At 47.4% G+C, this 24092-nt stretch carries 24 protein-coding genes; 19 read left to right on the forward strand and 5 right to left on the reverse strand.

Annotated elements, in window-relative coordinates; genetic code table 11:
- Positions 1-49: 49 nt before the first annotated feature.
- Positions 50-994, reverse strand: a complete 945-nt coding sequence (locus NE473_RS24675; protein WP_055652305.1) for a radical SAM protein — start codon at positions 992-994, stop codon at positions 50-52.
- A 137-nt stretch (positions 995-1131) separates the two neighbouring features.
- Here NE473_RS24675 and NE473_RS24680 point away from each other — a divergent pair, with 137 nt between their 5' ends.
- From NE473_RS24680 to NE473_RS24690, 3 genes are read left to right on the forward strand one after another with little or no spacing between them, the layout of a single operon-like run.
- Positions 1132-1836 carry an AzlC family ABC transporter permease gene (locus NE473_RS24680; protein ID WP_006774288.1) on the forward strand — a complete coding sequence of 235 codons (705 nt, stop codon included), beginning with the start codon at positions 1132-1134 and terminating at the stop codon, positions 1834-1836.
- A complete protein-coding gene (locus NE473_RS24685) occupies positions 1833-2168 on the forward strand; it encodes a branched-chain amino acid transporter permease (RefSeq protein ID WP_055652304.1) in 336 nt (111 codons plus the stop codon). Before NE473_RS24680 ends, NE473_RS24685 begins: the two co-directional genes overlap by 4 nt.
- Positions 2165-2590 carry a hypothetical protein gene (locus tag NE473_RS24690; RefSeq protein WP_055652303.1) on the forward strand — a complete coding sequence of 142 codons (426 nt, stop codon included), beginning with the start codon at positions 2165-2167 and terminating at the stop codon, positions 2588-2590. The genes NE473_RS24685 and NE473_RS24690 overlap by 4 nt, the downstream gene beginning before the upstream one ends.
- On the opposite strand, the gene NE473_RS24695 is transcribed toward NE473_RS24690, so the two are convergent.
- On the reverse strand, positions 2584-3462 hold the full coding sequence (locus tag NE473_RS24695; RefSeq protein ID WP_006774284.1) for a helix-turn-helix domain-containing protein: 879 nt from the start codon (positions 3460-3462) through the stop codon (positions 2584-2586). The two genes, NE473_RS24690 and NE473_RS24695, sit on opposite strands and share 7 nt — an antisense overlap.
- 182 nt (positions 3463-3644) lie before the next feature.
- On the opposite strand from NE473_RS24695, the gene uxuA reads away from it, so the two are divergent.
- Both uxuA and NE473_RS24705 read left to right on the forward strand, forming a co-directional pair.
- The gene (gene uxuA / locus NE473_RS24700; protein WP_006774282.1) at positions 3645-4700 is read left to right on the forward strand and encodes a mannonate dehydratase; all 1056 of its coding nucleotides are present in this window, start codon (positions 3645-3647) and stop codon (positions 4698-4700) included.
- A 33-nt stretch (positions 4701-4733) separates the two neighbouring features.
- Complete coding sequence (locus tag NE473_RS24705) at positions 4734-5582, forward strand: SDR family oxidoreductase (protein ID WP_055652302.1); 849 nt, start codon at positions 4734-4736, stop codon at positions 5580-5582.
- 83 nt (positions 5583-5665) lie between these two features.
- Here NE473_RS24705 and NE473_RS24710 read toward each other — a convergent pair whose 3' ends face one another.
- Positions 5666-5848, reverse strand: coding sequence for a hypothetical protein (locus NE473_RS24710; RefSeq protein WP_006774279.1), 183 nt, complete (start codon positions 5846-5848; stop codon positions 5666-5668).
- A 169-nt stretch (positions 5849-6017) separates the two neighbouring features.
- Here NE473_RS24710 and NE473_RS24715 point away from each other — a divergent pair, with 169 nt between their 5' ends.
- Complete coding sequence (locus NE473_RS24715) at positions 6018-6638, forward strand: LytR/AlgR family response regulator transcription factor (protein WP_022030682.1); 621 nt, start codon at positions 6018-6020, stop codon at positions 6636-6638.
- 113 nt (positions 6639-6751) lie between these two features.
- Here the strand turns inward: NE473_RS24715 and NE473_RS24720 are convergent, their stop codons facing one another.
- Complete coding sequence (locus NE473_RS24720; RefSeq protein ID WP_055652301.1) at positions 6752-7633, reverse strand: aldose 1-epimerase family protein; 882 nt, start codon at positions 7631-7633, stop codon at positions 6752-6754.
- A 33-nt stretch (positions 7634-7666) separates the two neighbouring features.
- Positions 7667-8731, reverse strand: a complete 1065-nt coding sequence (locus NE473_RS24725) for a LacI family DNA-binding transcriptional regulator (protein ID WP_055652300.1) — start codon at positions 8729-8731, stop codon at positions 7667-7669.
- Between the two features lie 242 nt (positions 8732-8973).
- Between NE473_RS24725 and NE473_RS24730 the strand changes: the two genes are divergently transcribed.
- The 13 genes from NE473_RS24730 to NE473_RS24790 all read left to right on the forward strand — a co-directional run bounded on the left by NE473_RS24730 (position 8974) and on the right by NE473_RS24790 (position 23966).
- On the forward strand, positions 8974-9777 hold the full coding sequence (locus tag NE473_RS24730; protein ID WP_055652299.1) for an ABC transporter permease: 804 nt from the start codon (positions 8974-8976) through the stop codon (positions 9775-9777).
- Entirely contained in the window at positions 9753-10544 is a 792-nt protein-coding gene (locus tag NE473_RS24735; protein ID WP_006774272.1) for an ABC transporter ATP-binding protein, read from the forward strand. Before NE473_RS24730 ends, NE473_RS24735 begins: the two co-directional genes overlap by 25 nt.
- A gap of 72 nt (positions 10545-10616) precedes the next feature.
- Complete coding sequence (locus NE473_RS24740) at positions 10617-11705, forward strand: ABC transporter substrate-binding protein (RefSeq protein WP_022030679.1); 1089 nt, start codon at positions 10617-10619, stop codon at positions 11703-11705.
- A 101-nt stretch (positions 11706-11806) separates the two neighbouring features.
- On the forward strand, positions 11807-12628 hold the full coding sequence (locus NE473_RS24745; RefSeq protein WP_055652298.1) for a sugar phosphate isomerase family: 822 nt from the start codon (positions 11807-11809) through the stop codon (positions 12626-12628).
- A gap of 99 nt (positions 12629-12727) precedes the next feature.
- On the forward strand, positions 12728-13879 hold the full coding sequence (locus NE473_RS24750) for a class II fructose-bisphosphate aldolase (protein ID WP_039891865.1): 1152 nt from the start codon (positions 12728-12730) through the stop codon (positions 13877-13879).
- Between the two features lie 233 nt (positions 13880-14112).
- The gene (locus NE473_RS24755; protein WP_055652297.1) at positions 14113-15834 is read left to right on the forward strand and encodes a glycoside hydrolase family 3 protein; all 1722 of its coding nucleotides are present in this window, start codon (positions 14113-14115) and stop codon (positions 15832-15834) included.
- 30 nt (positions 15835-15864) lie between these two features.
- Positions 15865-17817 (forward strand): DUF4838 domain-containing protein, encoded by a 1953-nt coding sequence (locus tag NE473_RS24760; protein ID WP_055652296.1) that lies wholly within the window; start codon positions 15865-15867, stop codon positions 17815-17817.
- 184 nt (positions 17818-18001) lie between these two features.
- The gene (locus tag NE473_RS24765) at positions 18002-18955 is read left to right on the forward strand and encodes a carbohydrate ABC transporter permease (protein ID WP_022030674.1); all 954 of its coding nucleotides are present in this window, start codon (positions 18002-18004) and stop codon (positions 18953-18955) included.
- Between the two features lie 24 nt (positions 18956-18979).
- Positions 18980-19822 carry a carbohydrate ABC transporter permease gene (locus NE473_RS24770; protein WP_022030673.1) on the forward strand — a complete coding sequence of 281 codons (843 nt, stop codon included), beginning with the start codon at positions 18980-18982 and terminating at the stop codon, positions 19820-19822.
- A 24-nt stretch (positions 19823-19846) separates the two neighbouring features.
- A complete protein-coding gene (locus tag NE473_RS24775; RefSeq protein ID WP_022030672.1) occupies positions 19847-20716 on the forward strand; it encodes a sugar phosphate isomerase/epimerase family protein in 870 nt (289 codons plus the stop codon).
- Between the two features lie 22 nt (positions 20717-20738).
- On the forward strand, positions 20739-21839 hold the full coding sequence (locus NE473_RS24780; RefSeq protein WP_055652295.1) for a Gfo/Idh/MocA family protein: 1101 nt from the start codon (positions 20739-20741) through the stop codon (positions 21837-21839).
- An 18-nt stretch (positions 21840-21857) separates the two neighbouring features.
- Complete coding sequence (locus tag NE473_RS24785; RefSeq protein WP_055652294.1) at positions 21858-22694, forward strand: sugar phosphate isomerase/epimerase family protein; 837 nt, start codon at positions 21858-21860, stop codon at positions 22692-22694.
- A 9-nt stretch (positions 22695-22703) separates the two neighbouring features.
- A complete protein-coding gene (locus NE473_RS24790) occupies positions 22704-23966 on the forward strand; it encodes a glucose-6-phosphate isomerase (protein ID WP_022030669.1) in 1263 nt (420 codons plus the stop codon).
- The last annotated feature ends 126 nt before the right edge of the window (positions 23967-24092 follow it).

Here is a 24092-nt window from a genome sequence, read left to right on the forward strand (position 1 = left end):
ACCGTCCGGGGCTGTGTCTGTGTTATGTACATAATCTTATAAAAACAGCCTACTCCAGCCCTTCCAAATCAAACGGCGGCGTATATTCCTCCTTTGCGCTGCTTTTTTCCTGCATAAACCCATGGACAAGTCCCAGCTCGATGGCGGTATCAACGACCTTATAGTACTCATACGATGTAATTCGGCGGTTGATCTCCGGGAAACTGCCGCTGTTATAAAACGGGGTGTACTGGCTCATCAGGCTCACGTTGTATTGCCCATCCGGAAGGTGTTCCTTCATCCAGTGCAGCAAAAAGATGGAATCCTCCCTGGCCCCGGGCAGCACCATGTGGCGTATGATGACGCCCTTTTTCATCAGGGTGCAGGTGGGGGCCTCAGGATCTTCCGTATCCTGAAAGGAGATGAATTCGGGTGTTCCGGTCTGCCGGATCATCTGTAAAATGGCAGCCGAAGCTTTTTCAAAATAGTCCGGCGCCTTGCTGTAGCGGGCAGAGAGCCGGGAACTGTAGTATTTTAAATCGGGAAGCCAGATATCCACGTAGCCGTTAAGGGCCTTTACTGTCTCCACCCGTTCATAGCCGCCGCAGTTATAGACCACAGGGATGGACAGTCTGTGCTTTACAAAGTCCAACGCGGAGACGATGGAGGGAAGATACTGGGTGGCGGTGACGAGATTGATATTGTGAGCACCCTCATCCTGAAGGCGCAGAAAGATATCGCCAAGCTGCCGGATGGAAATCTCCTTTCCCAGCCCCTCCTGACTGATGGGATAATTCTGGCAGAAGCAGCAGCGAAGAGTACAGCCGGTGAAAAATACCGTGCCGCTTCCGTGGATTCCGCTGATCCACGGCTCCTCCCACTGATGAAGGGCCGCCCGGGCTGCCATGACAGTATCGCCGCAGCCGCAGAAGCCCTTCACACCCGGCGCCCGGCGGTTCACCATACAGCTTCTGGGACAAAGACTGCAGGAATCATATTGGGAAGTGAAATCCATTGCAAACCTCCTGTTTTTTCATAATCTGCATTTTGAGCCTGTGTACGGCTCAAATGAAAAAATTTGACAAAAATACTTTTCTACTTTAATATAGTAAACAATATAGATAAAAAAAGCAAGTGAACAGGTGATGACACATGGAAAATCAGGAGAGAATAAGAGCACTGAAATACGCGTTTCCCAGAACGGTGCCGGTGATGGCGGGATATCTGGTTCTGGGAGCCGCCTATGGAATCTTAATGAATATCAGCGGTTTTGGTATCTGGTGGGCTCTCGCCATCAGCGTGTTTGTCTACGCGGGAAGCTTACAGTATCTGGGAATTACATTTTTGACTGCAATGGTCAATCCTGTGTACGCGTTTTTTATGTCGCTGATGCTGAACGCCAGACATCTTTTTTACGGCCTTTCCATGCTGGACAAGTACCGGGATGCCGGGAGATTGAAGCCGTATCTGATCTTTGCACTGACGGATGAGACATTTTCCATTGTCTGCCATGAGGAGCCGCCGAAGAGTATTCCGAGATACTGGGTCTGTTTCTGGATCTCGATTCTCGATCAGTGCTACTGGGTGGCGGGAACCGTCGTCGGGGTGCTGTTGGGAAGTCTGATTACGTTTAACACCACAGGACTGGATTTCGCGCTGACTGCGTTGTTTGTCGTCATATTTGTGGACCAGTGGAAGTCGGGTCACGGTCATAAAGCCGCGCTGACCGGAGTGGCGGCATCGGCACTCTGTGTCGTAATATTCGGGCAGAGCGCATTTATCATACCGGCCATGATTCTGATTCTGGCCGCGATTACATGGGATTACAAAAAGAATGGAAAGGAGACCGGGGCATGAGCGGACATACCATACAGGGAATCGTGATAATCGTTGTGATGGCTGTGGCCACACTGCTCACGAGATTCCTTCCTTTTATACTCTTTCCGGCAGGGAAGAAAACTCCGAAATACATCAGTTTTCTGGGAACAACACTTCCCTATGCTACAATCGGGCTTTTGGTGGTATACTGTTTAAAAGGCGTTAATTTGGTTTTCTGGCCGCATGCGCTGCCGGAGATCCTATCAGTTGCAGCGATCGTGTTACTTCACATCTGGAAAGGAAATTCGCTTCTGAGCATCGGGGCGGGGACCGTGATCTACATGGTGCTGGTACAGGGAGTGTTCCGATGAACAAAAAATCAAAGATTGTAAAAACGTATGGGGCCGTTCATAAGAGACGGCTTCCGGTGATACTGGCGGTCGTGGCGGTTCTGGCGGTGGCAGGCGTCATCATAGGCATGAACATCTATGATGAATACCACACGTACCGCAGCAGCGAGGCGACAGAATTTGAGACGACGGCGGAGGAGCAGAACGGACTTTTACTGACCTCTGAGACGAAGACGCTGCTGGGAAAGGTCTATGCGGGTTTCACGATCCGGGATGCGGAAAATGGCGGCACCATCTATCAGTGTCCTGATCTGTACCTGGTGAAGGATTTAGCTTCCATCAGCTGGGGACCGGAGACAGACTCTGTTCTGCTGACACAAAAAGATGGAAGCAGCGTGACGTATGTGCGGACCGGGGACCGGTGGGAGAAAGCCGTTCAATAGCCTTCCGGAAGGGACCTCTGCTCCCTGAATTCCTTCGGTGAGAGACCGAACTCCTTTTTAAACGCCCGGTAAAAGCTTGTATAATCTGAAAAACCGTATTGATGGTACAACTCATTAAATGGAATCCCCGACAGGATTCCATTTTTGCTTGCCTGGAGACGTTTCTTCAGAATGTACTGATGCAGGGAGATGCCCATATTATCCTTAAACACATGGGAAATATGGTATTTGCTGGCATAGAAAAACGATGCCAGATGGTCAAGGGAGAGATCCTCGTCCAAATGGTTGTTGATATAATCGCAGACATTTAAATAGAGTACATTCTCATATACCGCGGGAACCTGGTGCAGGGAATCGTAGGTGATCCTGTTTAAATGGAGCAGGAAGGAACAGACCATCAAGTGGGCGGATGTCCCGCGAAACGGTTTGCTTCCTCTCATCTCCTCAATCATGTCCAGAAGACGTCCCTGAAGCTCCTGAAATGTAATGAAATCCGTGCGGAAATGGTACTGCTTCTTCTCCGCCACATGGCGGAAGCTGTAGGCGAAATCTTCAGATCTGGCCGTCAGCGCGTCATAATAGGGGCGGCTGATCCAGAGCACGAACCTGCGGTAATCCTGTCCGGTGGAATGAAAGATGGGGTGGTGCCTCGTCTCCGGAGGGATCATCAGATAGTCGCCGTACTGCAGCTCATACCGGTTTCCGTCCACTTCGTAGGTCACGTCCCCATTTAAGAAAAAATAGATCTCATAATAGGGATGCGTGTGATCCACAACATGATCCAGATCGATATCATTGTAAAAAAATACCTCAAATTCTCCTGAATTCATATATTGCCTGGCATTAAAGCCGGTAGACAGTTCTTTTTTCATCTCATAACCTCCAAAGCCGCTTCAGTTATATCCCATTATAATAGAGAACCGCAACTTTTGCAATGTGAACGGCAATTAAATCCATGGTATTCGAAACAGAATTTGTTATACTAAGACCATGAGGCAGAGGAACGACAGGCTGCCGGGAACGAAACCATTTTTTAATCCCAAGGAGGTTTATCATGAAATTATCATTCAGATGGTATGGAGACGATGACAAGGTAACGCTTAAGCAGATCCGACAGATTCCGGGCATGCATTCCATCGTGACGGCTGTGTACGACGTCCCGGTCGGAGAAGTATGGAGCCGGGAGAGCATCGCGAAGCTGAAAAAGGAAACTGAGGACGCCGGGCTGGCCTTCGAGGTAATCGAGAGCATTCCGGTTCACGAGGACATCAAGCTGGGAAAGCCATCGAGAGACCAGTATATCGCCAATTACTGTGAAAATATCCGCCGCGTTGCAGAAGCGGGCATCAAATGCATCTGTTACAATTTCATGCCGGTATTCGACTGGACAAGAACACAGCTGGACCATGAACTGGCTGACGGTTCCACCTCGCTTGTATATTATCAGGATCAGGTAGACAAGGTCAATCCTCTTGAGAGCGACAGCGATTTAACGCTTCCGGGCTGGGATTCCAGTTATACGAGAGACGGACTGAAACAGGTGGTATCCGAGTACAACGCCATGTCTGAGGATGACTTATGGAATCACTTAAAATACTTCCTGGAAGCCATCATTCCGGTAGCTGCGGAGTGTGATGTAAACATGGCGATTCATGAGGATGATCCATGCTGGAGCATCTTCGGCCTTCCGAGAATCATTACGTGTGAGGAGAATCTGGACCGTTTCTTAAAGCTTGTAGACGACAGACACAACGGAATTACCCTCTGTACCGGTTCTCTCGGCTGCTCCAATAAAAACGATGTGGTGAAGATGGCAGCCAAATACGCGGCTATGGGAAGAATCCATTTTGTACATGCGAGGAACGTGGCGGTTCTGGAAGATAATAAAGGCTTTGAAGAGAGAGCACACTTGTCAAGCTGTGGTTCCCTTGATATGTTTGCCATATTAAAGGCGCTTTATGACAATGGCTTCGACGGATATATGCGCCCGGATCACGGACGGATGATCTGGGGAGAGACGGGACGCGCAGGCTATGGTCTGTATGACAGAGCGCTGGGTGCAACGTATTTAAACGGACTGTGGGAAGCAATTGAGAAGATGAGCAAATAAAATTAAGAATAAAAAGAAAGAGGGAAATGACTTATGGGATTATCATTCGGAACGGATTTAACAGGAAAAGTTGCAGTGGTGACAGGAGCGGGCGGAGTATTATGCGGCATGTTTGCAAAGACTCTGGCTTTGGCAGGCGCAAAGGTTGCGGTTCTCGACTTAAATGAAGAGGCTGCCGGTAAGGTTGCGGACGACATCGTGGCAGCAGGCCATACGGCAAAGGCTTATAAGGCAAATGTTCTGGAACGCGAGAGCCTGGAAGAGGTTCACGCAAAGGTACTGGCTGAGCTGGGACCGTGTGACATACTGGTAAACGGTGCAGGCGGCAACAATCCGAAGGCACAGACAACGAAGGAGTATTTCGAGATGGGTGACATCGAGGCAGATACCATCTCCTTCTTCGACCTGGATCCGAAGGGTGTGGAATTTGTGTTTAACTTAAACTTCTTAGGAACCCTGCTTCCGACACAGATCTTTGCAAAAGATATGATCGGCAGAGAAGGCTGTAACATCTTAAACGTTTCCTCCATGAACGCATTTACCCCACTGACAAAGATCCCGGCCTACAGCGGTGCAAAGGCGGCTGTGAGCAACTTTACCCAGTGGCTGGCTGTTCATTTCTCCAGGGTGGGCATCCGTGTAAACGCCATGGCTCCGGGCTTCTTCGTGACGAAACAGAATGAGAAGCTTCTGTTTAATGATGACGGAACGCCTACAGCCAGAACAGCCAAGATCCTGGCGGCAACTCCGATGGGACGCTTCGGCGAGGCGGAAGAGTTAAACGGAACACTGCTGTTTTTGTTAAATAATGAGGCTGCGGGCTTTATTACAGGTGTGGTTATTCCGGTTGACGGCGGATTCTCCGCTTATTCAGGAGTATAAAACCATTTCGTACAGGACAGAAGAATCAAATCCCCCGAAAAGTGCGCGGAACGCCTTTCGGGGGATTTCGTGATTCCGGATCTTTATTTGTCATCCGCGCAGTTCTTCGCATGCGTGATGTAAGGATATAAGTCCTCATAAGCTTCTTTTTCCGCCTCTGTTTCCGGCAGGGCAGGGATGAGACCGGTGCAGTCCATGGTAGAACACGCCTGGATATCAACATCAAAATCATCGGGCTGGCTGACTGTGTTTTTATCTTTTTCCATAGATATCTCCTTTCGCAAACGTGACTGATATTAGTTTGAGGAGTTTTGTTATATTTATGCGCAGTATATAGAATATTCTGCTGCGGACGTCACAGACTTAAGAAAATAACGTTATATAATATGAGATCTCAAAATTATATGATATCAGGAAATTACGGAGGTAGCGTGCATGAAGATAGCGGTGTACGCAGACAATACGTCACAGCTGGATAATGCAAGAGCATATTTTGAAAAATGGAAAAGAAGAGGGGTTCTGATAAACGAAGACTATTTCTTATCCCCGGCTGACTTGTTAAGTGCCGTGGAGGAAAAAAATTATCATGCCATCATTGTCTACGCAGATGAGGACTGGACGGCAAAGGAGTGCAAATTTAAGCAGCTGAAGCAGAAGGAAAAGGACAGTTTAATTATTTATATCTGCGGAAGAAAAGATCAATGGAAAAAACTGGCCCGTGCAAAGTATACGGCCGTATTTAACGGACAGCCTATGGTTTACAACATGGATGATATCTGTTTTCTCGAATCCTATGACAGAAAGACCAGTTTAGTGCTGGGTAAGAAAAAGATAAGGGTAAAGGCCAGGCTCGATGTTGAAGAACAGCGGCTTTCCAGTTACCATTTTGTACGCATTAATCAGTATAATCTGATTAATATGCTGCAGATACGCAGTATGGAGGGGGATGAAATTCATATGGCAAACGGCGAGAAGCTGTATATCAGCAGCAGCCGCAGAAAATTATTTATGGAAAAGTACCGGAAGTTTGCCCAGGAAAATTTCAGTGTCGTATGATAGAAAATAAATGAAAACCGGGATCAGCCGGAGGAGACAGCGAAAGAGTTAAGCTGTATCTTCCAGATGATTCCGGTTTTCTGTATTTGCTGGGGCAATCGGAATTATTTGAATCAGATCATTCGTATGGTAAGGCCGTAAGTTTTGCTCTTTCCGGCTTCCAGCTTCTGAACATGGTTTTTATGTACGAATTCGTCGTCTTCTGTGGCATAGACACCGGAACCGTTCCACGGTTCAACACACAGGAACGGGGCTTCTGCCGGGTAAGGCGTCCAGAATGCAACCGTATCGAAACCTGGGAATCCGACTTCAATCCCATGACCGGAATCTTTATGGATTATAGATACTTTCCTGGATTTCAAGTCGTCAAAATATACGGCGTCGTCCTTGAACATCTCCCTCGTAAGCGGCAGCCTGCGGCTGTGGTCCAGACGGGGAATTCTGTGGGACGGGTCGAACTGCAGATTCTCCAGATCGTAGACCATGCTGGATACGGTTTCGTCCTCTTCAAATACGAGCTCATAATCGTTGAAGGAGGCACCTTCCTCCATCGGATAGTTAAATCCGGGGTGGGCACCGATGCAGTAGTATATGGTTCTGTCATCCGTGTTGGCAACGCGGTATTCCATGGAAAGCATGCCGTTTTCCATGACATAAGTTAAGGAGAGGGAAAAGGAGTAAGGATAAACGGCCTTCGTCTCTTCCGTATCGTGAATTTCAAATGTAACCGCAGTATCGGACTGCCTGGTAACCTGAAAATCCACGTCACGGCAGAAACCGTGTTTTTCGATACAGTAAGTCTTTCCCTCAATGATGGTTTTGTTGTTCCGGCAGTTGCCTACGATGGGGAACAAAAGCGGGGAGCAGCGGTTCCAGAATTTCGGATCCCTCTGCCAGATGGTTTCTTTTCCAGTGCTGTCCTTATAGGAGATTAACTGGGCGCCAATGCTGTCGATGACAGCGGATCCGTTGGAATCAAAGATCGTTACAAGCATAAGATTTACCTCTTTTCTTCTATATATTATTCATTATTTCTTATTGGTGGTGTCTTTTGACGCTGTCAGGTTCCTGGAAGGATGGTACTGACAGCAGCTTTCACGGCTGGCAAGATAATACGGCAGATTCATGCGGATAGGAAGGCGGTGGCCGCCCTCGATACGGTCAATCAGGATCTTCGCAGTCATCTGTCCCATCTCCTCCACCGGCATGTGAATGGTGGTCAGCATGGGGGACAGGTACTGGGCCGTATCGATATCATCAATGCTGATGATGGATACATCCTCCGGAATCCGGCAGCCGGTTTCCTGTATGGCCCTCATGGCTCCAATGGCCGTCACATCATTACTGCAGAAGAGTGCAGACACGTCCACGCCGCGGTCAATCAGCTGCCTGGCGCCGCGGTAGCCGCCTTCTGAGGACAGGGGGACGTTTGCCACGTATTCTTTTTTTAATGCAATCCCTCCTGTATTTAAGGCGGTGCAGTATCCGGTGTAGCGGTCCTCGTCCTGAGTCTCACCAATATATCCGATTCTGGTGTGTCCGAGGCCCATCAGGTGATTCACAGCGGTCAGAGAGGCCTGGTATCCGTCGCTGATGACCTGATCGTATTTGGCATCCAGAATATTGAGACCGGTGTAGGCAACGCAGTTAAAGTATTTTTTTAAAAAGCTCAGAGTCTGCTTGTCACACCGTCCCAGCACGACCACACCGTCTACATGGTTGTCCGTAATGAGGCGAAAGGTGTTGGGGTGATGAATGTCAATCGCTGTAAAAGAGTATTTGAGCACATAGTTATGCTTAAATGCCTCCTGCTCGATACTGCGTGCCAGCGTGGAAAAAAAGAGATCGGACTTGGAATCTTCGGTCCGGGCAAACAGGCACGCAATCGAGCGGGAGAGCGGTTCCGGAGATTCGGAGCCCCCCATCTTCAAATCGCGGGCCGTGCTGTTGGGGGTATATCCCGTGCGCCGTACAATCTCCCAGATGCGGTCCTGCACCTCTTTGCTGGCGGCATTTGTGCTGTTTTTATTGATAACCCGGGAAACCGTGGAGATGGATACGCCGGCTTCTCTGGCGATTTCTTTGAGTGTCATAAACCAGCCCCCTTTCCTTGCGTTTTGCATCCTTATTATAAATGCCAGTTTATCATAAGTATACACGAAAAACCGGCAAAATACCATAGGTGAATGGTCAAACGTTTGCGTGAAGTTTTATCTTTTCAGTTACGCAAACGTTTGACTAAATAAGAGGTGATAAATTTATACAATGTGTTATAATATACACATAAAAAAGATATGTGTATTGGGGAAAATCACAAAGAAAGGGGATTTACAAAATGTCTTTTGGTAATTCTGAAAACAAAAAGAAGAAGGACATCGTTGCCGCAATACCAAACTGGGGCTGGCTGCTTATATCGTTTTTGGTTGCCATCGCGCTCTGGTTCTGGCTGTCGGTCAATCCATCCACCGCAAGAAGCTTTCCGTTTCTGCCGGAGGTTGTCAAATCACTGAAAACCATGATTGAGAGGGGCGTTTTGTGGAACGACTTCTCCAGCAGTATGATTTCTGTTATTCTGGGATTTATCCTTGGCTTTGTTACGGCAGTGCCGATCGCGTTTCTGATGGCATGGTACCGTCCGGTACGCTACATCGTGGAACCGTGGATTCAGTTCATTCGTAATATTCCGCCTCTGGCATACGTACCGCTTGTTGTTATCGCTGCAGGCGTCGGCAGAAAGCCGCAGGTTATCGTTATCTGGATGGCTACTTTCTTAATTATGTGCGTCACGATTTATCAGGGCGTCCGCAACGTGGATGAGACACTGATCAAGGCCGCGCGGGTTCTGGGAGCAAAAGACAGAGATATCTTTGTAAAGGTTATTTTCCCGGCAACGACTCCGTTTATCATCACAGCAGTCCGTCTGGGCGTATCTGTCGCCCTCACAACACTGATTGCGGCTGAGTCGACAGGTGCCGTGGCAGGTCTTGGTATGAGAATTCGTTCTTTGAACAACAGCTTCGATGTTCCGCCGATGCTTCTTTATATTATCATCATCGGTATCATTGGAATTACAAGTGAAAAGATCATCAAATATCTGGAAAGGAAGTTCACGGGATGGCAGGAAACGAGAGAAATATAAAGGTTAAGATCGACCATGTGGAGAAAATCTATGAAGGCCGCAAGGGCCGTATGGTTGCGTTAAATGGAATTGACCTGGATATTATGGAGAACGAGTTTATCTGCGTGGTCGGTCCTTCCGGCTGCGGGAAATCTACCCTGCTGAATATTATTGCCGGCCTTCTTCCGGCAACCTCCGGCGCCGTCTATGTAGACGGCAAGAAGGTGGAGGGAACGGGAACGGAACGCGGCGTGGTTTTCCAGCAGTATGCCCTGTTCCCATGGCTGACCGTATTAAAAAATGTTATGTTCGGCCTTAAATTAAAGGGAATGAACGATGCACAGGCGAAGGAAATCGCCATGAAGTACATAAAGATGGTAGAACTGGAAGAATTCGTGGACGCATATCCGAAGGAGCTGTCAGGCGGCATGAAGCAGAGGGTGGCGATCGCCAGAGCGTATGCGGTACAGCCGGAAGTGCTTCTCATGGATGAACCCTTCGGAGCGCTGGATGCACAGACCAGAACCCAGCTTCAGTCAGAACTGACAAAGACGTGGCAGGAAGAGAAGAAGACGTGTTTCTTCATCACCCATGATGTGGAAGAGGCCGTCATTCTGGCAACCAAGGTTATTATCATGAGCGCGAGACCGGGCCGTATCAAGAAAATTGTGGATATCAATCTTCCATATCCGCGTACTCAGGAGATGAAGATGGAGCTTCCATTTCTGGATTTAAAGACTTATATCTGGGGCGAGGTTTATCAGGAATATCTGGAAGTGCGTAAATAAGGAAAATGGCAGTATTTGAAAACAGCAGTTTAAAAAATGTTTTATAAAAAACCATTAAAGGAGGAAAACATTATGAAGAAGGCATTACCATTAATTATGGCGGCTCTGGTAGCAGCATCACTGGCAGGCTGCGGAAGCAGCAAGACAGAAGCGACAACAGCGGCACCGGCGGAGACGACTACAGCGGCACAGGCAGAGACGACGAAGGAAGAGACAAAAGCAGAGGAGACAACAGAGGCGCCTACAGAAGCCAAGGCAGAACCGATTACCATGAATGTGGCATATATGCCTAACTACGGAAGCTTATGGTCCGTGATGACGGCAAAGGAAAAAGGCTATTTTGATGAGGAAGGCATTACCGTAAACCTTGTGGAATTCGCAGACGGTCCAACCATCATCGCAGCCATGGAATCCGGCAGCATCGATGTGGGATACATCGGTCAGGGCGCTCATAAGCTCTGTGTCAACGGCCAGGCGAAGATTTTTGCTCTGTCTCATATTTCCAACGGCGACGCTTTAATTGCCGGCCCTGGAATTACGAAAGTAGAAGACTTAAAGGGAAAGAAGGTTGCATACTCTTCCGGTACCTCCAGCGAGGACATTCTGGTGAACAGCCTGACAAAGGCCGGTATGACCATGGATGATATTACTGCTGTGGATATGGATGCATCCGGTATTGTTACTGCCATGATTTCCGGCGGCGTAGACGCATGCGCCACATGGTCTCCAAACAGCTTAAAGATTTTAGAGGAAGTGAAAGACTCCACAAAGCTCTGTGATAACTTAACGTTCTCCGACACTACGGTATCCCTTGCAAGCTGGATTGCAACACCAAAGTATGCGGAAGCAAATCAGGATAAGATCCTGCGTTTCACAAAGGCATTATTTAAGGCCATGGACTACGCGGCAGACGATCATTATGATGAGGTTGCCAAGTATGTTTCGACACAGACGGCCACTGATTACGACAGCGTTTATGCACAGCGCGGTGATGCGGACTGGCTGACAGGAAAAGAAGTCTCCGAGGGAGCGGCAGACGGTACCGTAGAAAATTACTATAAGATTCAGCAGGATAACTTTATCAATTCAGGCGTGGTCGAGAAGGAAGTTCCGGTAGCCGATTACGTTATGATCGATAACATGATAGAAGCAGGCAAATAAGAAGTAAACAGTAACTGTTAAAAGTAATACACAGGTGAAGAGAGTGTCCCGGAGATGGTATCTCCAATTCAGAGACACTCTCTTTTCTAAGGAGGTTAAAGATGAATCACGCATATTACCAGTACAACAAAGAACAGCTTTTGAAGAATCCGCGGCTCCCGCTGATCTGCATGCCGGATAATGCCACGGTATTTCAGGCGATGGCAAAGGAGATGTTCCAGGCGATCGAGGAGAACAACCAGGCCGGAAAGAAGACGGTATTTATCTGCCCGGTCGGCCCGGTCGGCCAGTACCCCTATTTCGTGGACATGGTCAACGAAAAGAATTTAAGTCTTAAGGATACCTGGTTTATCAATATGGATGAGTATCTGGACGACGATAAAAAATGGATTCCAGTGGATCACCCGTTAAGTTTCCATGGGTTCATGGAACGGACTGTCTATACGAAGATCAGGCCGGAATTAATTATGCCGGAAGAGCAGCGGGTATTCCCGGATCCTGACAATGTCAGCTATATTCCGGAGCTGATCGAGAAGCTGGGGGGTGTCGATATCGCATTCGGAGGCATCGGCATCAATGGCCATGTGGCGTTTAATGAGGCGGATCCTTCTCTTACACCGGAGGAATTTCTGTCGCAGAAAACGAGGGTTCTGGCTATCACACCGGAGACGAGGACGGCCAACGCTATCGGTGATTTCGGCGGAGCGCTGGAGGATATGCCGCATTACTGCGTGACGATCGGAATCTACGAGATTGCCCATGCGAGAAAAATCCGCCTGGGTGTATTCCGCAACTGGCACAGAGCGGTGGTGCGCCGTACGGCTTACGGAGAGCCTTCCACCGATTTTCCGGTGAGCTTACTCCAGAACCATCCGGATATTACGCTGACGCTGACGGACTATGTGGCGGCCCTGACAGACTGAAAAGGGAAGACGCGGTATAGGGAGCAGGAAGAAAAGCAGAAAAGAAGAAAAGCAGTGAAAGCAGAAACTGCACAGGAAAAGAGAGAGAGGATAAAGACAATGCCATTGATTCCATTAAGACCTCTGATGGAGGCGACGATAAAATACGGATTCGGCCAGGGCGCATTTAATGTAAATGCGGTAGCCCAGGCAAAAGCGGCTATTGAAGTGCACGAGATGTTTCGTTCACCGGCCATTTTACAGGGAGCAGATTTAGCAAATGGCTTTATGGGCGGCCGTACGGATTTCATGAACGCAACACTGGAAGACAAGAAGATCGGCGCAAAGAATATCGCGGACGCCGTAAAGAAATACGGAGCCGATTCTGAGATTCCAATTGTACTGCACTTAGATCACGGCCGCGATTTTGATTCCTGCGTGGCGGCGATTTCAGGAGGCTACACCTCTGTCATGATCGACGGCTCCTCACTGCCGTTTGACGAGAATGTGGAGCTGACAAGAGAAGTGGTAAAATATGCTCACGCCAGGGGCGTCAGTGTGGAAGGGGAACTGGGGGTTCTGGCCGGTGTGGAAGACCACGTATTCTCCGCTTCCTCTACCTATACGAATCCGTTAAAGGCAGTGGAGTTTTTCCGCAAGACCGGCGTGGATGCGCTTGCCATCTCCTACGGAACCATGCACGGCGCGTCCAAGGGAAAAGACGTGAAGCTGAGAAAGGAGATCGCCACGGCGATCAGAGAGTGCTTAAGCCACGAGGGTATTTTCGGTGCGCTTGTATCCCACGGTTCCTCTACGGTTCCGAAATATATTGTAGATGAGATCAATGCCCTGGGCGGAGAACTGACGAATACCTATGGCATCGCTGTTGAAGAACTGCAGGCAGCTATTCCCTGTGGGATCAACAAGATTAACGTGGATACCGATATCCGCCTGGCAGTTACCAGGAACATGAAGGAACTGTTTGTAAAATATCCGGAACTGCGTACCAGTGCGTCCATCGGTGAGATTTACGAGCTGCTGGAAGCGAAAAAGAGCCAGTTTGACCCGCGTGTCTTCCTTCCGCCGATTATGGATACGGTTATGAAGGGAACGATCCCGGATGAAGATGTGGCGGCTATCGTAAACTGCGTGGAACGCGGTGTGAAGGAAGTGGTAGGAACGCTGATCGTGCAGTTTGGCTCGTTCGGCAAGGCACCGCTGGTGGAGCAGGTGACTCTGGAAGAGATGATCGAGCGGTATAAGAAAATTTAACAGAAGCGTTATTTGGCCCGGCAGGAGGTCCCAGGAGGGATGGATGCCGGGCCTTTTTATCGTTGGCGATTTTAAAATGTGCTGATAGCACAGAATAAAATTTTCACCATAATTGAGAGAGAGACAGAAAATATGAGTATCATCAATTGACAAAAGTGTTGAAACAGTATAATATTTAATTAAATTAATTAAATAAAAGGTTTCATGATACTCAGGAGAAGGAGGAAAATCAATTGGTTGATTTAAGGGGAAATCCATTCTATCTGGATGAAGCAGGGGAACGATGGGTAGTGGAGACAGAGGCAGCTATGACACCTCATGAAAAGATATGCCAGCTCTTTGCAGATCCGCTGATGGGAAAAAGCAAAGAAGAGCTGATTCAATTTCTGGAGGCGTATCCGTTGTCAGCTATTCCATTCAGAGCTGCACTTTACGGTAATGAAGAAGCTCAGGATATTATGGCAGAACTGCAGGAACGAGCCAGGATTCCATATCTTTATGCAGGAAACTGCGAGTCCGGTCCCAATGGTGTACTGAGAGGAGGAACCCTGGTAGCTTCCGGGGCACAGGTTCGGGCCACGAGAGATCCCTATTATGCATATGAGGCAGGACGGATTACTGGAAGTGAGACAGCCGCAGTGGGGTATAACTGGACATTTGGTCCGGTGGGAGATATCTACGGTAACTGGAGAAACAGTTTGATTAATACGAGGGCTTATGGCAGTGATCCGCAGTTTGTCAGTGACTGCGTGGAAGCATATAACAGGGGGTGCATGGAGTATGGTGTAGTGCCGTGTCTGAAGCACTTCCCCGGCGATGGATGGGAGGAAAGGGACCAGCATCTGGCTATTTCAAACAACGGTCTGACGTGTGAAGAATGGGATAAGACATTTGGAAAAATCTATCAGACGGCGATCAATAATGGTGTATTGAGTATTATGGTAGCTCATTTTACGCTTCCGGCCTATCAGAAGAAGTTAAGTCCGCAGTTGGAGGAGCGGGATATGCAGCCAGCCTGTCTTTCCAGAGAGCTGGTAGAAGGGCTTCTGCGCGGCAGACTCGGATTCAATGGTCTGGTGGTGACTGATCAGACGAAAATGATGGGATATTATGGAATGAGCCGTTTTGATGCGCTTCCTTTATCGATTGCCTGCGGCTGTGATGTGATTCTGGGAATCAATGATGTGGAGGAAGATGTGGAGGCGATGAAAGCGGGGATAAGAGCAGGAATCGTGACAGAGAAGCGGCTTACAGATGCACTTTACCGGATTCTGGCCTGTAAGGCGGCTATTGGACTTCACAAAAGGAAAGAGAATGGCAGCTTTCATCCGGGGAAGGAGGCTTTGGCAAGAATTGGATGCAGAGAGCATCTGGAGACAGCGAGAAAGGCATCCCAGAGGGCTGTCACACTGGTTAAGAATACGAAGGGACAGATTCCGCTGTTGCCGGAGGTTTATAAAAAAATCGGTGTGTTTGTTCTGGCCGGGAATATAGGAAGTCTGAATTCTTCCTATGGTCAGGGTGTTCAGTCGGGAGGAAGCGATCAAATTACAGAACGGATTCTGTCTTCTTTAAAGAAATATGGCTATGAACCGGAGCTCATGGTATCTTCGGTAGATAAAGGGAAGATAGCAGAGTTTAAGAAAAGGTATGATGCGGTAATGATATTTGCAGATATTACCAGCTTTGCACAGACCAATTCTGTCAGGCTGCTGTGGCCGCATCCGATGTCGAGCTGCTATCCCTGGTATATACATGATGTTCCTACTGTATTTACCTCATTTAACTATACGAACCATCTCATCGACGTGGCGAGAGTACCGGCATTTATAAATGCATATAACGATACGCCGGAAACGGTGGATGAGACGATAAAACGCATTGCAGGCCTTGCTCCATTTGAAGGAAAATATGATGAGGATGTCTGGTGCGGTATGTGGGATACCCATTTTTAGAAAGTCCGACGAGGAAAAGGGGGGAATGTTTTGAATTTAATTATTGAAAATACCTATCAGAATCACGAGGTGTTTCAGTTTGCAGAAGAGGAGCTTAAGGATTATTGGAATAAAATGCAGAAGAAGAGTCATGCACTCAGAAAACCAGGAAGTTATCGACTAAGGCTGGAACTGACAGATGGAGGGAAATGCTGTCAAAAAATGCAGTATCCTGAAACGGCTCCGGACGGATATGTGATTCATACAGGAATTGGTGGAGGCGTTATAGCCGGGAATAATCCCGTCAGTGTGCTGATTGGCGTTTACGCCTGGCTTCAGTCTGCCGGCTGCCATTTCCTGCGTCCGGGGAAGAAGTACGAGATCATCGAACCGCTGACAGATATAGATGCGCTATCAATGACGGAAAAAAAGACGGCCTCTTTCCAACATCGGGGAGTCTGCATCGAGGGTGCTAATTCGCTGGAGAATATTCTGGACTTTATTGACTGGCTGCCGAAAATGGGATATAATTCATTTTTTCTTCAGTTTAAGCTTCCCTATACTTTTATGGCCAGATGGTATCATCATGAAAATAATCCGCTCATTCCGGAGGAAGTGTTTGACATAAAGCAGGCAGAAGTGTATACGAAAATGGCATGCAAGGAGATGAAACGCCGGGGACTGAGGCTTCATCAGGCGGGACATGGCTGGACTGGAGATGTAATCGGCTATCCTTCCGTGGAATGGAAGCCGTCTTCACGGAAGCCAACCAGGGAAGAAACTGGACTTATGGCAGAACTGAACGGAAAACGTGCATTGTTTCATGGTATCCCGATGAATACAAATCTCTGCTATTCCAGTGAAATCGTTATCAGGGAATTTACCGATGCAATCGTCCGTTATGCGGTCCAGAACCCGGATATTGATTATCTCCATGTATGGCTGGCAGATGAGTACAATAATGTTTGTGAGTGTAATTCCTGCAGGAAGGAGCTTCTTTCTGACCAGTATGTCAGAATATTAAATATGGCAGACCGAAAGCTTACCGAGGTGGGAAGCAGCATGCGGATCGTATTTCTGCTGTATCAGGAGCTTTTATGGCCTCCTGAAAAGGAACGCTTTCAGAATCCGGACCGTTTTGTGCTGATGTTTGCACCAATCAGCCGTACCTTTGAGGAGTCTTACCACATCAGCCGGGAATATGAAGCTATTCCGCCATACAGGAGAAATGAGATTCGGCTGCCTGTGGACTTAAATGAGAATATGGCTTTTCTGCGCGCATGGCAGGAAGTATTTCATGGAGACAGCTTTGTCTATGACTATCCGCTTGGCCGGGCTCATTATGGAGATTTCGGTTATATCGGACTGGCGGAAGTTATTGGCCAGGATATTGAGCATCTGGAGGACATGGGCCTAAACGGGTATATCAGCTGCCAGGAACTTCGGGCGGCGCTTCCGAATGCTTTGCCCAACTATATTATGGGAAAGAAACTGTTTGATTCATCTCTCTCGGAGGAACAATTGGAAGAAGAGTATTTCTCGGCAGCGTATGGAGGTGGGTACAGACAGGTGAGAGAATACCTAAAAAAGATATCTGTCTTGTGCAGTTGTGATTACTTTAATGGAAAAGGACCGCGGCAAAATAAGGCAGTAGCTGAACAGATGGCTGCTCTTGAAAAACTGGTACAGGAGTTTCTTCCGGTTATCCGGGAAAATGTCGAAAGCTGCGGTAAGGACAACCTGAGTTATTGGACTCTGTTAGAATTTCATTCGGAATATGTCAGACGCCTGGGGAAGGCTCTGCATGATCTGGCATCAGGAGAATGGGAAGAGGCAAAGCACTGCTGGTCAGAATTTTGTACCTTCCTGCAGCAAAATGAGTTACAATTTCAGGATTGTGTAGATGGATATCGCGTGATAGAGGTGGGAAAGAACTATACGGGATTTGGAGTGAAAGAAGGACCGGAACAGAACGTGACGGGAGATGGGGATAAAACAGTTTAAAAGTCATTCACGGCATGGCCGAAATATCTTATAGAAGTAGATTCTATGAGGTGTTTCGGCCTTTCTTTGTAAGAAATATATATAAATGAAAAAATATATTGACAAATAATAGGCATAATGATATTATTTAATTAAATTAAAAAACTAATTATAACCGTGAGAAATTTTATCTGTGAGGTGGATTATGAAAGCAAAAACGGAGAATATGGGAGTGGCTGCTGTTACAAAACGGAATAAACGCCGGGAGAAGCTGATCTTAAACGGCTGGTGCTGGCTGTTTATGTCAATGTCGCTTATTTTTTATATCCTGTTTCAGGGATATCCCATCATCTGCAGCATCCAGTACTCGTTTCTGGACTGGTCAGGTTTGACGAATCATGCGGCTTTTATTGGACTTCAGAACTATGTCGAACTGATTCATGATGAACTGTTTTGGAATGCCTTTTTCAACAGCTTTAAATATACGATCATGATCGTTCCGTTAGAGCTGGCAGTGTCACTGTTCCTGGCATATATGCTGAACAACGAGGCTTTGAAAGGAAGGACGGTTTACCGGACCATGTATTTTATACCGGTTGTCACCACAGCATCGGTCGTCGGTATCATCATGATCTTCCTGTTGGGTGTACAGGGACCGGTTAACCATTTACTGGTCACGCTTCATCTGATTAAGGCGCCGATCAATTTTCTGGGAAATGCAAAATACGCCATGCCGACGCTGGTTCTTATCTCTCTCTGGAAAGACTGCGGTACTTACATGATCTACTGGCTGGCTGGACTTCAGGGCGTTTCGAAGGACGTGTACGAGGCGGCTACCGTAGACGGAGCTACCCGATTCCAGACATTTATCCATATCGTCCTTCCGCTTATCGCACCGGTCGGTGGAATCATCGCAATCCTGTGCGCGATCAATTCCCTGAAGGTATTCGATATTGTCAAGACGATGACAGAAGGCGGTCCCTTCTATGCGACCGATGTGATTGCCACTTACGTTTACCGCTCGGCATTCTCCAGTGAGATTGGAATGCCGAGACTGGGATATGCCAGTGCAGCGGCAATTCTGTTTGGAATTGCGGTGATTGTGATCGGTGTTGTGTTAAATATCATCAAGGCGCGTTTAAACAGCAGGCGCGTATAGATATCAGAAAATCAGGAGGTAAAGATGAACAGAGATAAGGCAAAGAGACAGGTGAAGACACTGCTGAATCACGGATTGCTGCTGATAATCGGTCTGGCATGGATTTATCCGTTTTTGTGGATGATATCTGCGTCCTTTAAGGACCAGAACGAATTTTTTAAAAATAAATTAGGACTGATTCCACAGAATCCTACTTTTGACAATGTAACCAGGATCTGGGAGAAGGCACATTTCAATACATATTTTATTAACACGGTAATTGTAACATTTTTTGCGGTATTCCTCGTACTGATTATGACCATGCTTGCAGGGTATGCGATGGGAAGATATAACTTTGTGGGCAAGAAAGTGGTGATGATGGTTTTCATGAGCAGTATTGCGATACCGCTGGTCAGTACAATCATACCGACTTACGAGGTAATCAAGAGTATGAAACTGGTCGGTACCAAGCTGGGGCTTATTCTGGCGCAGGCAGGAGGTGCCCACGTAATTTTTCTTCTTTTGTTTTCCAGCTTTTTTGAGCAGATTCCCGGAGAACTGGAAGAGGCGGCGAAGGTGGATGGCTGTAATTTCTTTCGGACCTTCTTTAATATTATGATGCCGCTGACGAAGCCGATTGCAACTACCGTAGTTATCATGGAGACGATCTGGGCATGGAATGCCTTTATGCTTCCATTGGTACTGACACTGAACAATCCGTCTTCGCGAACTCTGGCAGTTGGATTGTATGCGTTTAAGGGAGAAAATACTGTTGACTGGACCGGAATTGCTGCGGGCGGTGTGATTGCGGTAATCCCCATAATTCTATTGTTCATTTGTCTGCAAAGGTACTTTGTGGAAGGTATTGCAGGAGCGGTTAAGAGTTGAGTGTTCATAACAAGGAGGAATAAGATGAGGCTTGGTTTTATGACGAACATCCTTGTGAAAAAGGGGATGGTACATTTAGATGAAATTGCGGACTGGGCAGCGGAACAGGGATTCGAAGACCTTGAAGTAGGTCCTACAGTTCCAATGGAGAGAGAACTTTTTGAACGTGTTCTGGAAAAGGGAAAAGTAACGATTACATCGCTAACCTACTGCAGAAATTTTCTTAGTACGGACAGCGAGGAGGCCAAAGCGCATCTTGCGGAATTGAAAAAGAGGATCGCATTTGCTGGAGATCTCGGAATAGAAAAAATCGTAACTTCTACGGGAATTAATAAGACTCTGGAGGAAGGAATTTATGATAAGGCAGATTCGATCCGCAGGACACCGGCCCGAAGTCTGGATCAGTTTGTTCAGACCTTTGATCCTATTGTGGAATACGCGGAGAAGAAAAATGTAAAGCTGGCATTTGAAAACTGCCCGCTCATGGGGAATATCGCCATTTCACCGGTGATGTGGAGAGAGATATTGAAAAGGCTGGACAGCAGTAAAGTGGGGCTGGCCTATGACCCCTCTCATCTGATATGGCAGTTTATTGATCCGTATGCCCCGCTGACGGAATTTGGAGACAAGATTTTTCATGTTCATGCAAAGGATACGGAGATTAAAGAAGAGCGTCTGAAGGAATGCGGGATTTTGACAGACTTTAGCTGGTGGAATTACCGGATACCGGGCCATGGACTTCTGGATTGGAGTAAGCTGACTGGGGAACTTAAGAAGGCTGGATATCAGGGAACCGTCAGCATTGAACATGAGGACCCGGATTACGAGGACTCTCTGGAGCTGGTAGAAAACGGGCTGATACTTGGAAAAGAATATTTGAAGACATTTATTTGAGAAGGTTGAAAGGAGAAATACAATGGTAAGAGTAGGGATTGTAGGTGTTGGAAATACAATTGGGATTGCAGGCAATCATATTGACGGGTATTTAAGGGTGCCGGAGGCGAAGATCACAGCAGTTTACGATATTATCAGGGAGAGGTCAGCCGCTTACATAGAAAAATATGGACTGAAAGGGGCAAAAGCATGTGAAAGTTATGAAGAACTTCTGGATATGGTGGATGCGGTCAGTATCTGCACCCCCAATGCCTCTCATATTGAATTGACAGTTCAGGCGTTGAAAGCAGGAAAGCATGTGCTGTGCGAGAAACCGTTTGGAGTCGATGCCGAAGAGTGTCAGAAGGCGCTGAATTATGCGGAAATGTCTGGTAAAATCTGCATGATCGGGCTCTGTTACCGTGGAATTCCAGGGTATATGTATTTGAAAAAGCTGATAGATGATGGTGAGCTCGGAAAAATATTTTATATTCGCCAGTCTCTTGGCGGAAACCGTATTGCCAATCCCCAGGTTAAACTGGAATGGAGGATGCAGAAGGCGCTGTCGGGACCAGGAGCTATGGCAGACTTCGGAAGTCATATGCTGGATATTGGCGATATGCTGATCCGAGACACGGCAGGACCAATCACCGAAGTACAGTGCATGAGCGGTATTATGGTAGGGGAACGCGACCGGGTACACGGGAACGGCAGGGGAAGTGTAGATAATGATGATGTAGCTGTGTTTTCAGCCAGAACGCGAGACGGTGTTCTTCTTTCCTATACGGCCAGCAGAATTGGAAGCAGACATACCGTGGAAGTATACGGCAGCGGCGGAAACGCGGTGTTTGATGGAGCAGATCATTTCTCGCTGCAGATTCAGAAGAAGGATCCTGAGGGTGGATACTTCAGCGCACCGGAGTGTGTGAAGGTGCCGGAAGAGATGTATCTGATCAATGAAAATGTTCCGAGAACAACGTTTGCAATCAATTTTTATTTTGAAGTAAAACAGTTTATTGAAGCGATTGAAAAGGGAACACCGATAGACACAGACTTCCAGAGAGGCGTCTATATTCAGAAACTAATTGATGCGTTGCAGGAATCTTCAGACTGCGGATGCAGTGTCCCCATTGATTTTGAATAGACCAGGAGGAATTTTAAGATGAAAACAGGCTGTCATGCCGTCCTGTTTACCGACAGGATAGCAAAGGAAACGGAAGAAGTTTTAAAGGAGTTTGAGAAAACCGGCTGCCAGGGTGTTGAGATCGGCGCCCGCTTCTTTGGAGTCGAGAAGAGCAGCTATTTAAAAGAACTGCTGGATAAATACAATCTGCAGTTAGCCGGACTTCATGTCTCTGCGCTGTGGACCGACTTACTGGATGATCCTCAGAAAGTAGAGGAGGCAATAGAAAAGGCAGTGGAGTTTCTGCAGGTAATGCCGAATAAAAATATTATTTTTACCGGCATGGCTCAGAATGATCCATCGCATCATCCAGAAGAACCGGTTGACCCAAGACTGGCTGATCCGGCGGCAGCAGAGAAAATGGCAGAAAAACTGAACAAGATCGCGGGTAAGGCAAGGTTAAAAGGGGTTTCAGTCAACTATCATAATCATTGTTGGGAATTTGACCATGATGGCCTGCTGTTTATGACACTGATCGATGCTGCTCCGGAGGTGCGATTCGCACTGGACACTGGCTGGGCGGCCGGCAGCGGATGGGATCCTGCGGATTTGATAGAGAAGTATCCGGACAGAATTTCTTACGTGCATTTACGAGATTATAAGAAAGAAGAGATGGAAAAATGCAGAACATTTGCTGAGAAGCAGGAGAGTTATGTAGATCTGGGCAAAGGAGATATGGATTATGAGAGGCTCCTGGCTGTGATTAAGAAGAATTTCGGCAGCAATGGCTGGGCGGTCATTGAATATGAAAAAGGAAAGGTAGACTTTGAACGGTATACGAACGCAGTTGCGTATGTTCGGGAAATTCTTGGGTAGGTGATCAATATGGTGCATTTGGAATTCTATGACGGAAGCGGGCAGACGGCTAATGACGAACTAAGCGAATATATGAGACAGAAGGAAGAAATCCTGATCAGAGCGCAGGCAGGAGAAGAGCAGTATCGTGACAGTCTCGGCTGGCTGGCTGTAGATGAATGGGCAGGAGAAGAGCGGATTGCTGAGATCGAGACTTTCGCAAAACGGGTCCGGGAGGATGGGGATATCCTCGTAATAATCGGAATCGGGGGTTCCAATCAGGCGGCCAGGGCAGTGATCGAAGCGCTGCCGGGTCATGGAAAAGTGAAAGTCCTGTATGCCGGAAACAATATATCTTCTGCATATATAAATCATATTTTAGAGCAGTTGGACGGTAAGTCCGTCTATATCAATATAATTGCCAAGAATTTTGAGACAATGGAACCGGGAATTGGTTTTCGGATTCTCAGGCAGTACCTGAAAAAACGTTATGGAGCGGGATACAGCAGCAGGGTATTTGCAACAGGGACGAGAGGCAGTGAATTGCAGGAACTGTGTGTGACTCACGGATATACATTTCTCGACTTTCCGGAAGATATTGGAGGCAGATATTCCGCCCTGTGCAATGTAGGACTGTTCCCGGCCGCGGTGGCAGGAATTGATATTCGTGCCATGGTGTCTGGCGCAAGAGATATGGAGAAGAATTTAAGAACAACGGCAGGTGAGAAAAATGACGCTTTCCGTTATGCCGCGATACGTAATGTTCTGTACCAGAAAGGGTTTCGCATGGAGATGCTGGCCTCCTTTGAGCCGAGGTATCAGTATTTCAATGGCTGGTGGACCCAACTGTTTGCAGAGAGTGAGGGAAAAGATGGAAAAGGGCTGTATCCGGTAGCTGTAAAATATTCGGAAGATCTGCATTCAATTGGCCAGTTCGTTCAGGAAGGGAGCCCTGTGCTGTTTGAGACATTTCTGGATATTGAAAAACCGGATGCAGAGGTGATTCTTGAAGCGGACGATGTGGATGATGGCTTCGATTACTTAAACGGCACAGATTTGAGGGCAGTGAACAGCGCTGCGTTTTCAGCGACATTTCAGGCTCACAGTGAGCGGCTTCCATGTGTCAGACTGAGGATTGAAGAATTGAATGAATACAGCTTTGGACAATTGTTTTACTTTTTTGAATTTGCATGCTATCTTTCCGGAAGCATGCTGGGGGTAAATCCATTTAACCAGCCGGGAGTGGAGAACTACAAGGGCTACATGTTTAAAGCACTTGGAAAACATAAATAAAGCCTGCAAATAAAAAGTCAATAGGAAAATGAAAAATTTTCAAAATTTATTGTTGATTGAATTTCAGGTACAACAAATAGACCACCGTTATCCGCTGGTCTGAAAGGATGTGGTATCCCTTATTCT

Origin of the sequence: Hungatella sp. SL.1.14 (assembly GCF_024460495.1) — a bacterium.
Taxonomy (GTDB): domain Bacteria; phylum Bacillota; class Clostridia; order Lachnospirales; family Lachnospiraceae; genus Hungatella; species Hungatella hathewayi.

Bases quoted from the DNA above. Each gene is read 5' to 3' on its own strand.
- NE473_RS24685 (WP_055652304.1), top strand. From the start codon at position 1,833: ATGAGCGGACATACCATACAGGGAATCGTGATAATCGTTGTGATGGCT.
- NE473_RS24675 (WP_055652305.1), bottom strand. From the start codon at position 994: ATGGATTTCACTTCCCAATATGATTCCTGCAGTCTTTGTCCCAGAAGC.
- NE473_RS24710 (WP_006774279.1), bottom strand. From the start codon at position 5,848: ATGGAAAAAGATAAAAACACAGTCAGCCAGCCCGATGATTTTGATGTT.
- NE473_RS24720 (WP_055652301.1), bottom strand. From the start codon at position 7,633: ATGCTTGTAACGATCTTTGATTCCAACGGATCCGCTGTCATCGACAGC.
- NE473_RS24770 (WP_022030673.1), top strand. From the start codon at position 18,980: ATGAACAGAGATAAGGCAAAGAGACAGGTGAAGACACTGCTGAATCAC.
- NE473_RS24785 (WP_055652294.1), top strand. From the start codon at position 21,858: ATGAAAACAGGCTGTCATGCCGTCCTGTTTACCGACAGGATAGCAAAG.
- NE473_RS24725 (WP_055652300.1), bottom strand. From the start codon at position 8,731: ATGACACTCAAAGAAATCGCCAGAGAAGCCGGCGTATCCATCTCCACG.
- NE473_RS24745 (WP_055652298.1), top strand. From the start codon at position 11,807: ATGAATCACGCATATTACCAGTACAACAAAGAACAGCTTTTGAAGAAT.
- NE473_RS24790 (WP_022030669.1), top strand. From the start codon at position 22,704: ATGGTGCATTTGGAATTCTATGACGGAAGCGGGCAGACGGCTAATGAC.
- NE473_RS24690 (WP_055652303.1), top strand. From the start codon at position 2,165: ATGAACAAAAAATCAAAGATTGTAAAAACGTATGGGGCCGTTCATAAG.
- NE473_RS24740 (WP_022030679.1), top strand. From the start codon at position 10,617: ATGAAGAAGGCATTACCATTAATTATGGCGGCTCTGGTAGCAGCATCA.
- NE473_RS24775 (WP_022030672.1), top strand. From the start codon at position 19,847: ATGAGGCTTGGTTTTATGACGAACATCCTTGTGAAAAAGGGGATGGTA.
- NE473_RS24780 (WP_055652295.1), top strand. From the start codon at position 20,739: ATGGTAAGAGTAGGGATTGTAGGTGTTGGAAATACAATTGGGATTGCA.
- NE473_RS24735 (WP_006774272.1), top strand. From the start codon at position 9,753: ATGGCAGGAAACGAGAGAAATATAAAGGTTAAGATCGACCATGTGGAG.
- NE473_RS24715 (WP_022030682.1), top strand. From the start codon at position 6,018: ATGAAGATAGCGGTGTACGCAGACAATACGTCACAGCTGGATAATGCA.
- NE473_RS24765 (WP_022030674.1), top strand. From the start codon at position 18,002: ATGAAAGCAAAAACGGAGAATATGGGAGTGGCTGCTGTTACAAAACGG.
- uxuA (WP_006774282.1), top strand. From the start codon at position 3,645: ATGAAATTATCATTCAGATGGTATGGAGACGATGACAAGGTAACGCTT.
- NE473_RS24750 (WP_039891865.1), top strand. From the start codon at position 12,728: ATGCCATTGATTCCATTAAGACCTCTGATGGAGGCGACGATAAAATAC.
- NE473_RS24705 (WP_055652302.1), top strand. From the start codon at position 4,734: ATGGGATTATCATTCGGAACGGATTTAACAGGAAAAGTTGCAGTGGTG.
- NE473_RS24680 (WP_006774288.1), top strand. From the start codon at position 1,132: ATGGAAAATCAGGAGAGAATAAGAGCACTGAAATACGCGTTTCCCAGA.
- NE473_RS24695 (WP_006774284.1), bottom strand. From the start codon at position 3,462: ATGAAAAAAGAACTGTCTACCGGCTTTAATGCCAGGCAATATATGAAT.
- NE473_RS24730 (WP_055652299.1), top strand. From the start codon at position 8,974: ATGTCTTTTGGTAATTCTGAAAACAAAAAGAAGAAGGACATCGTTGCC.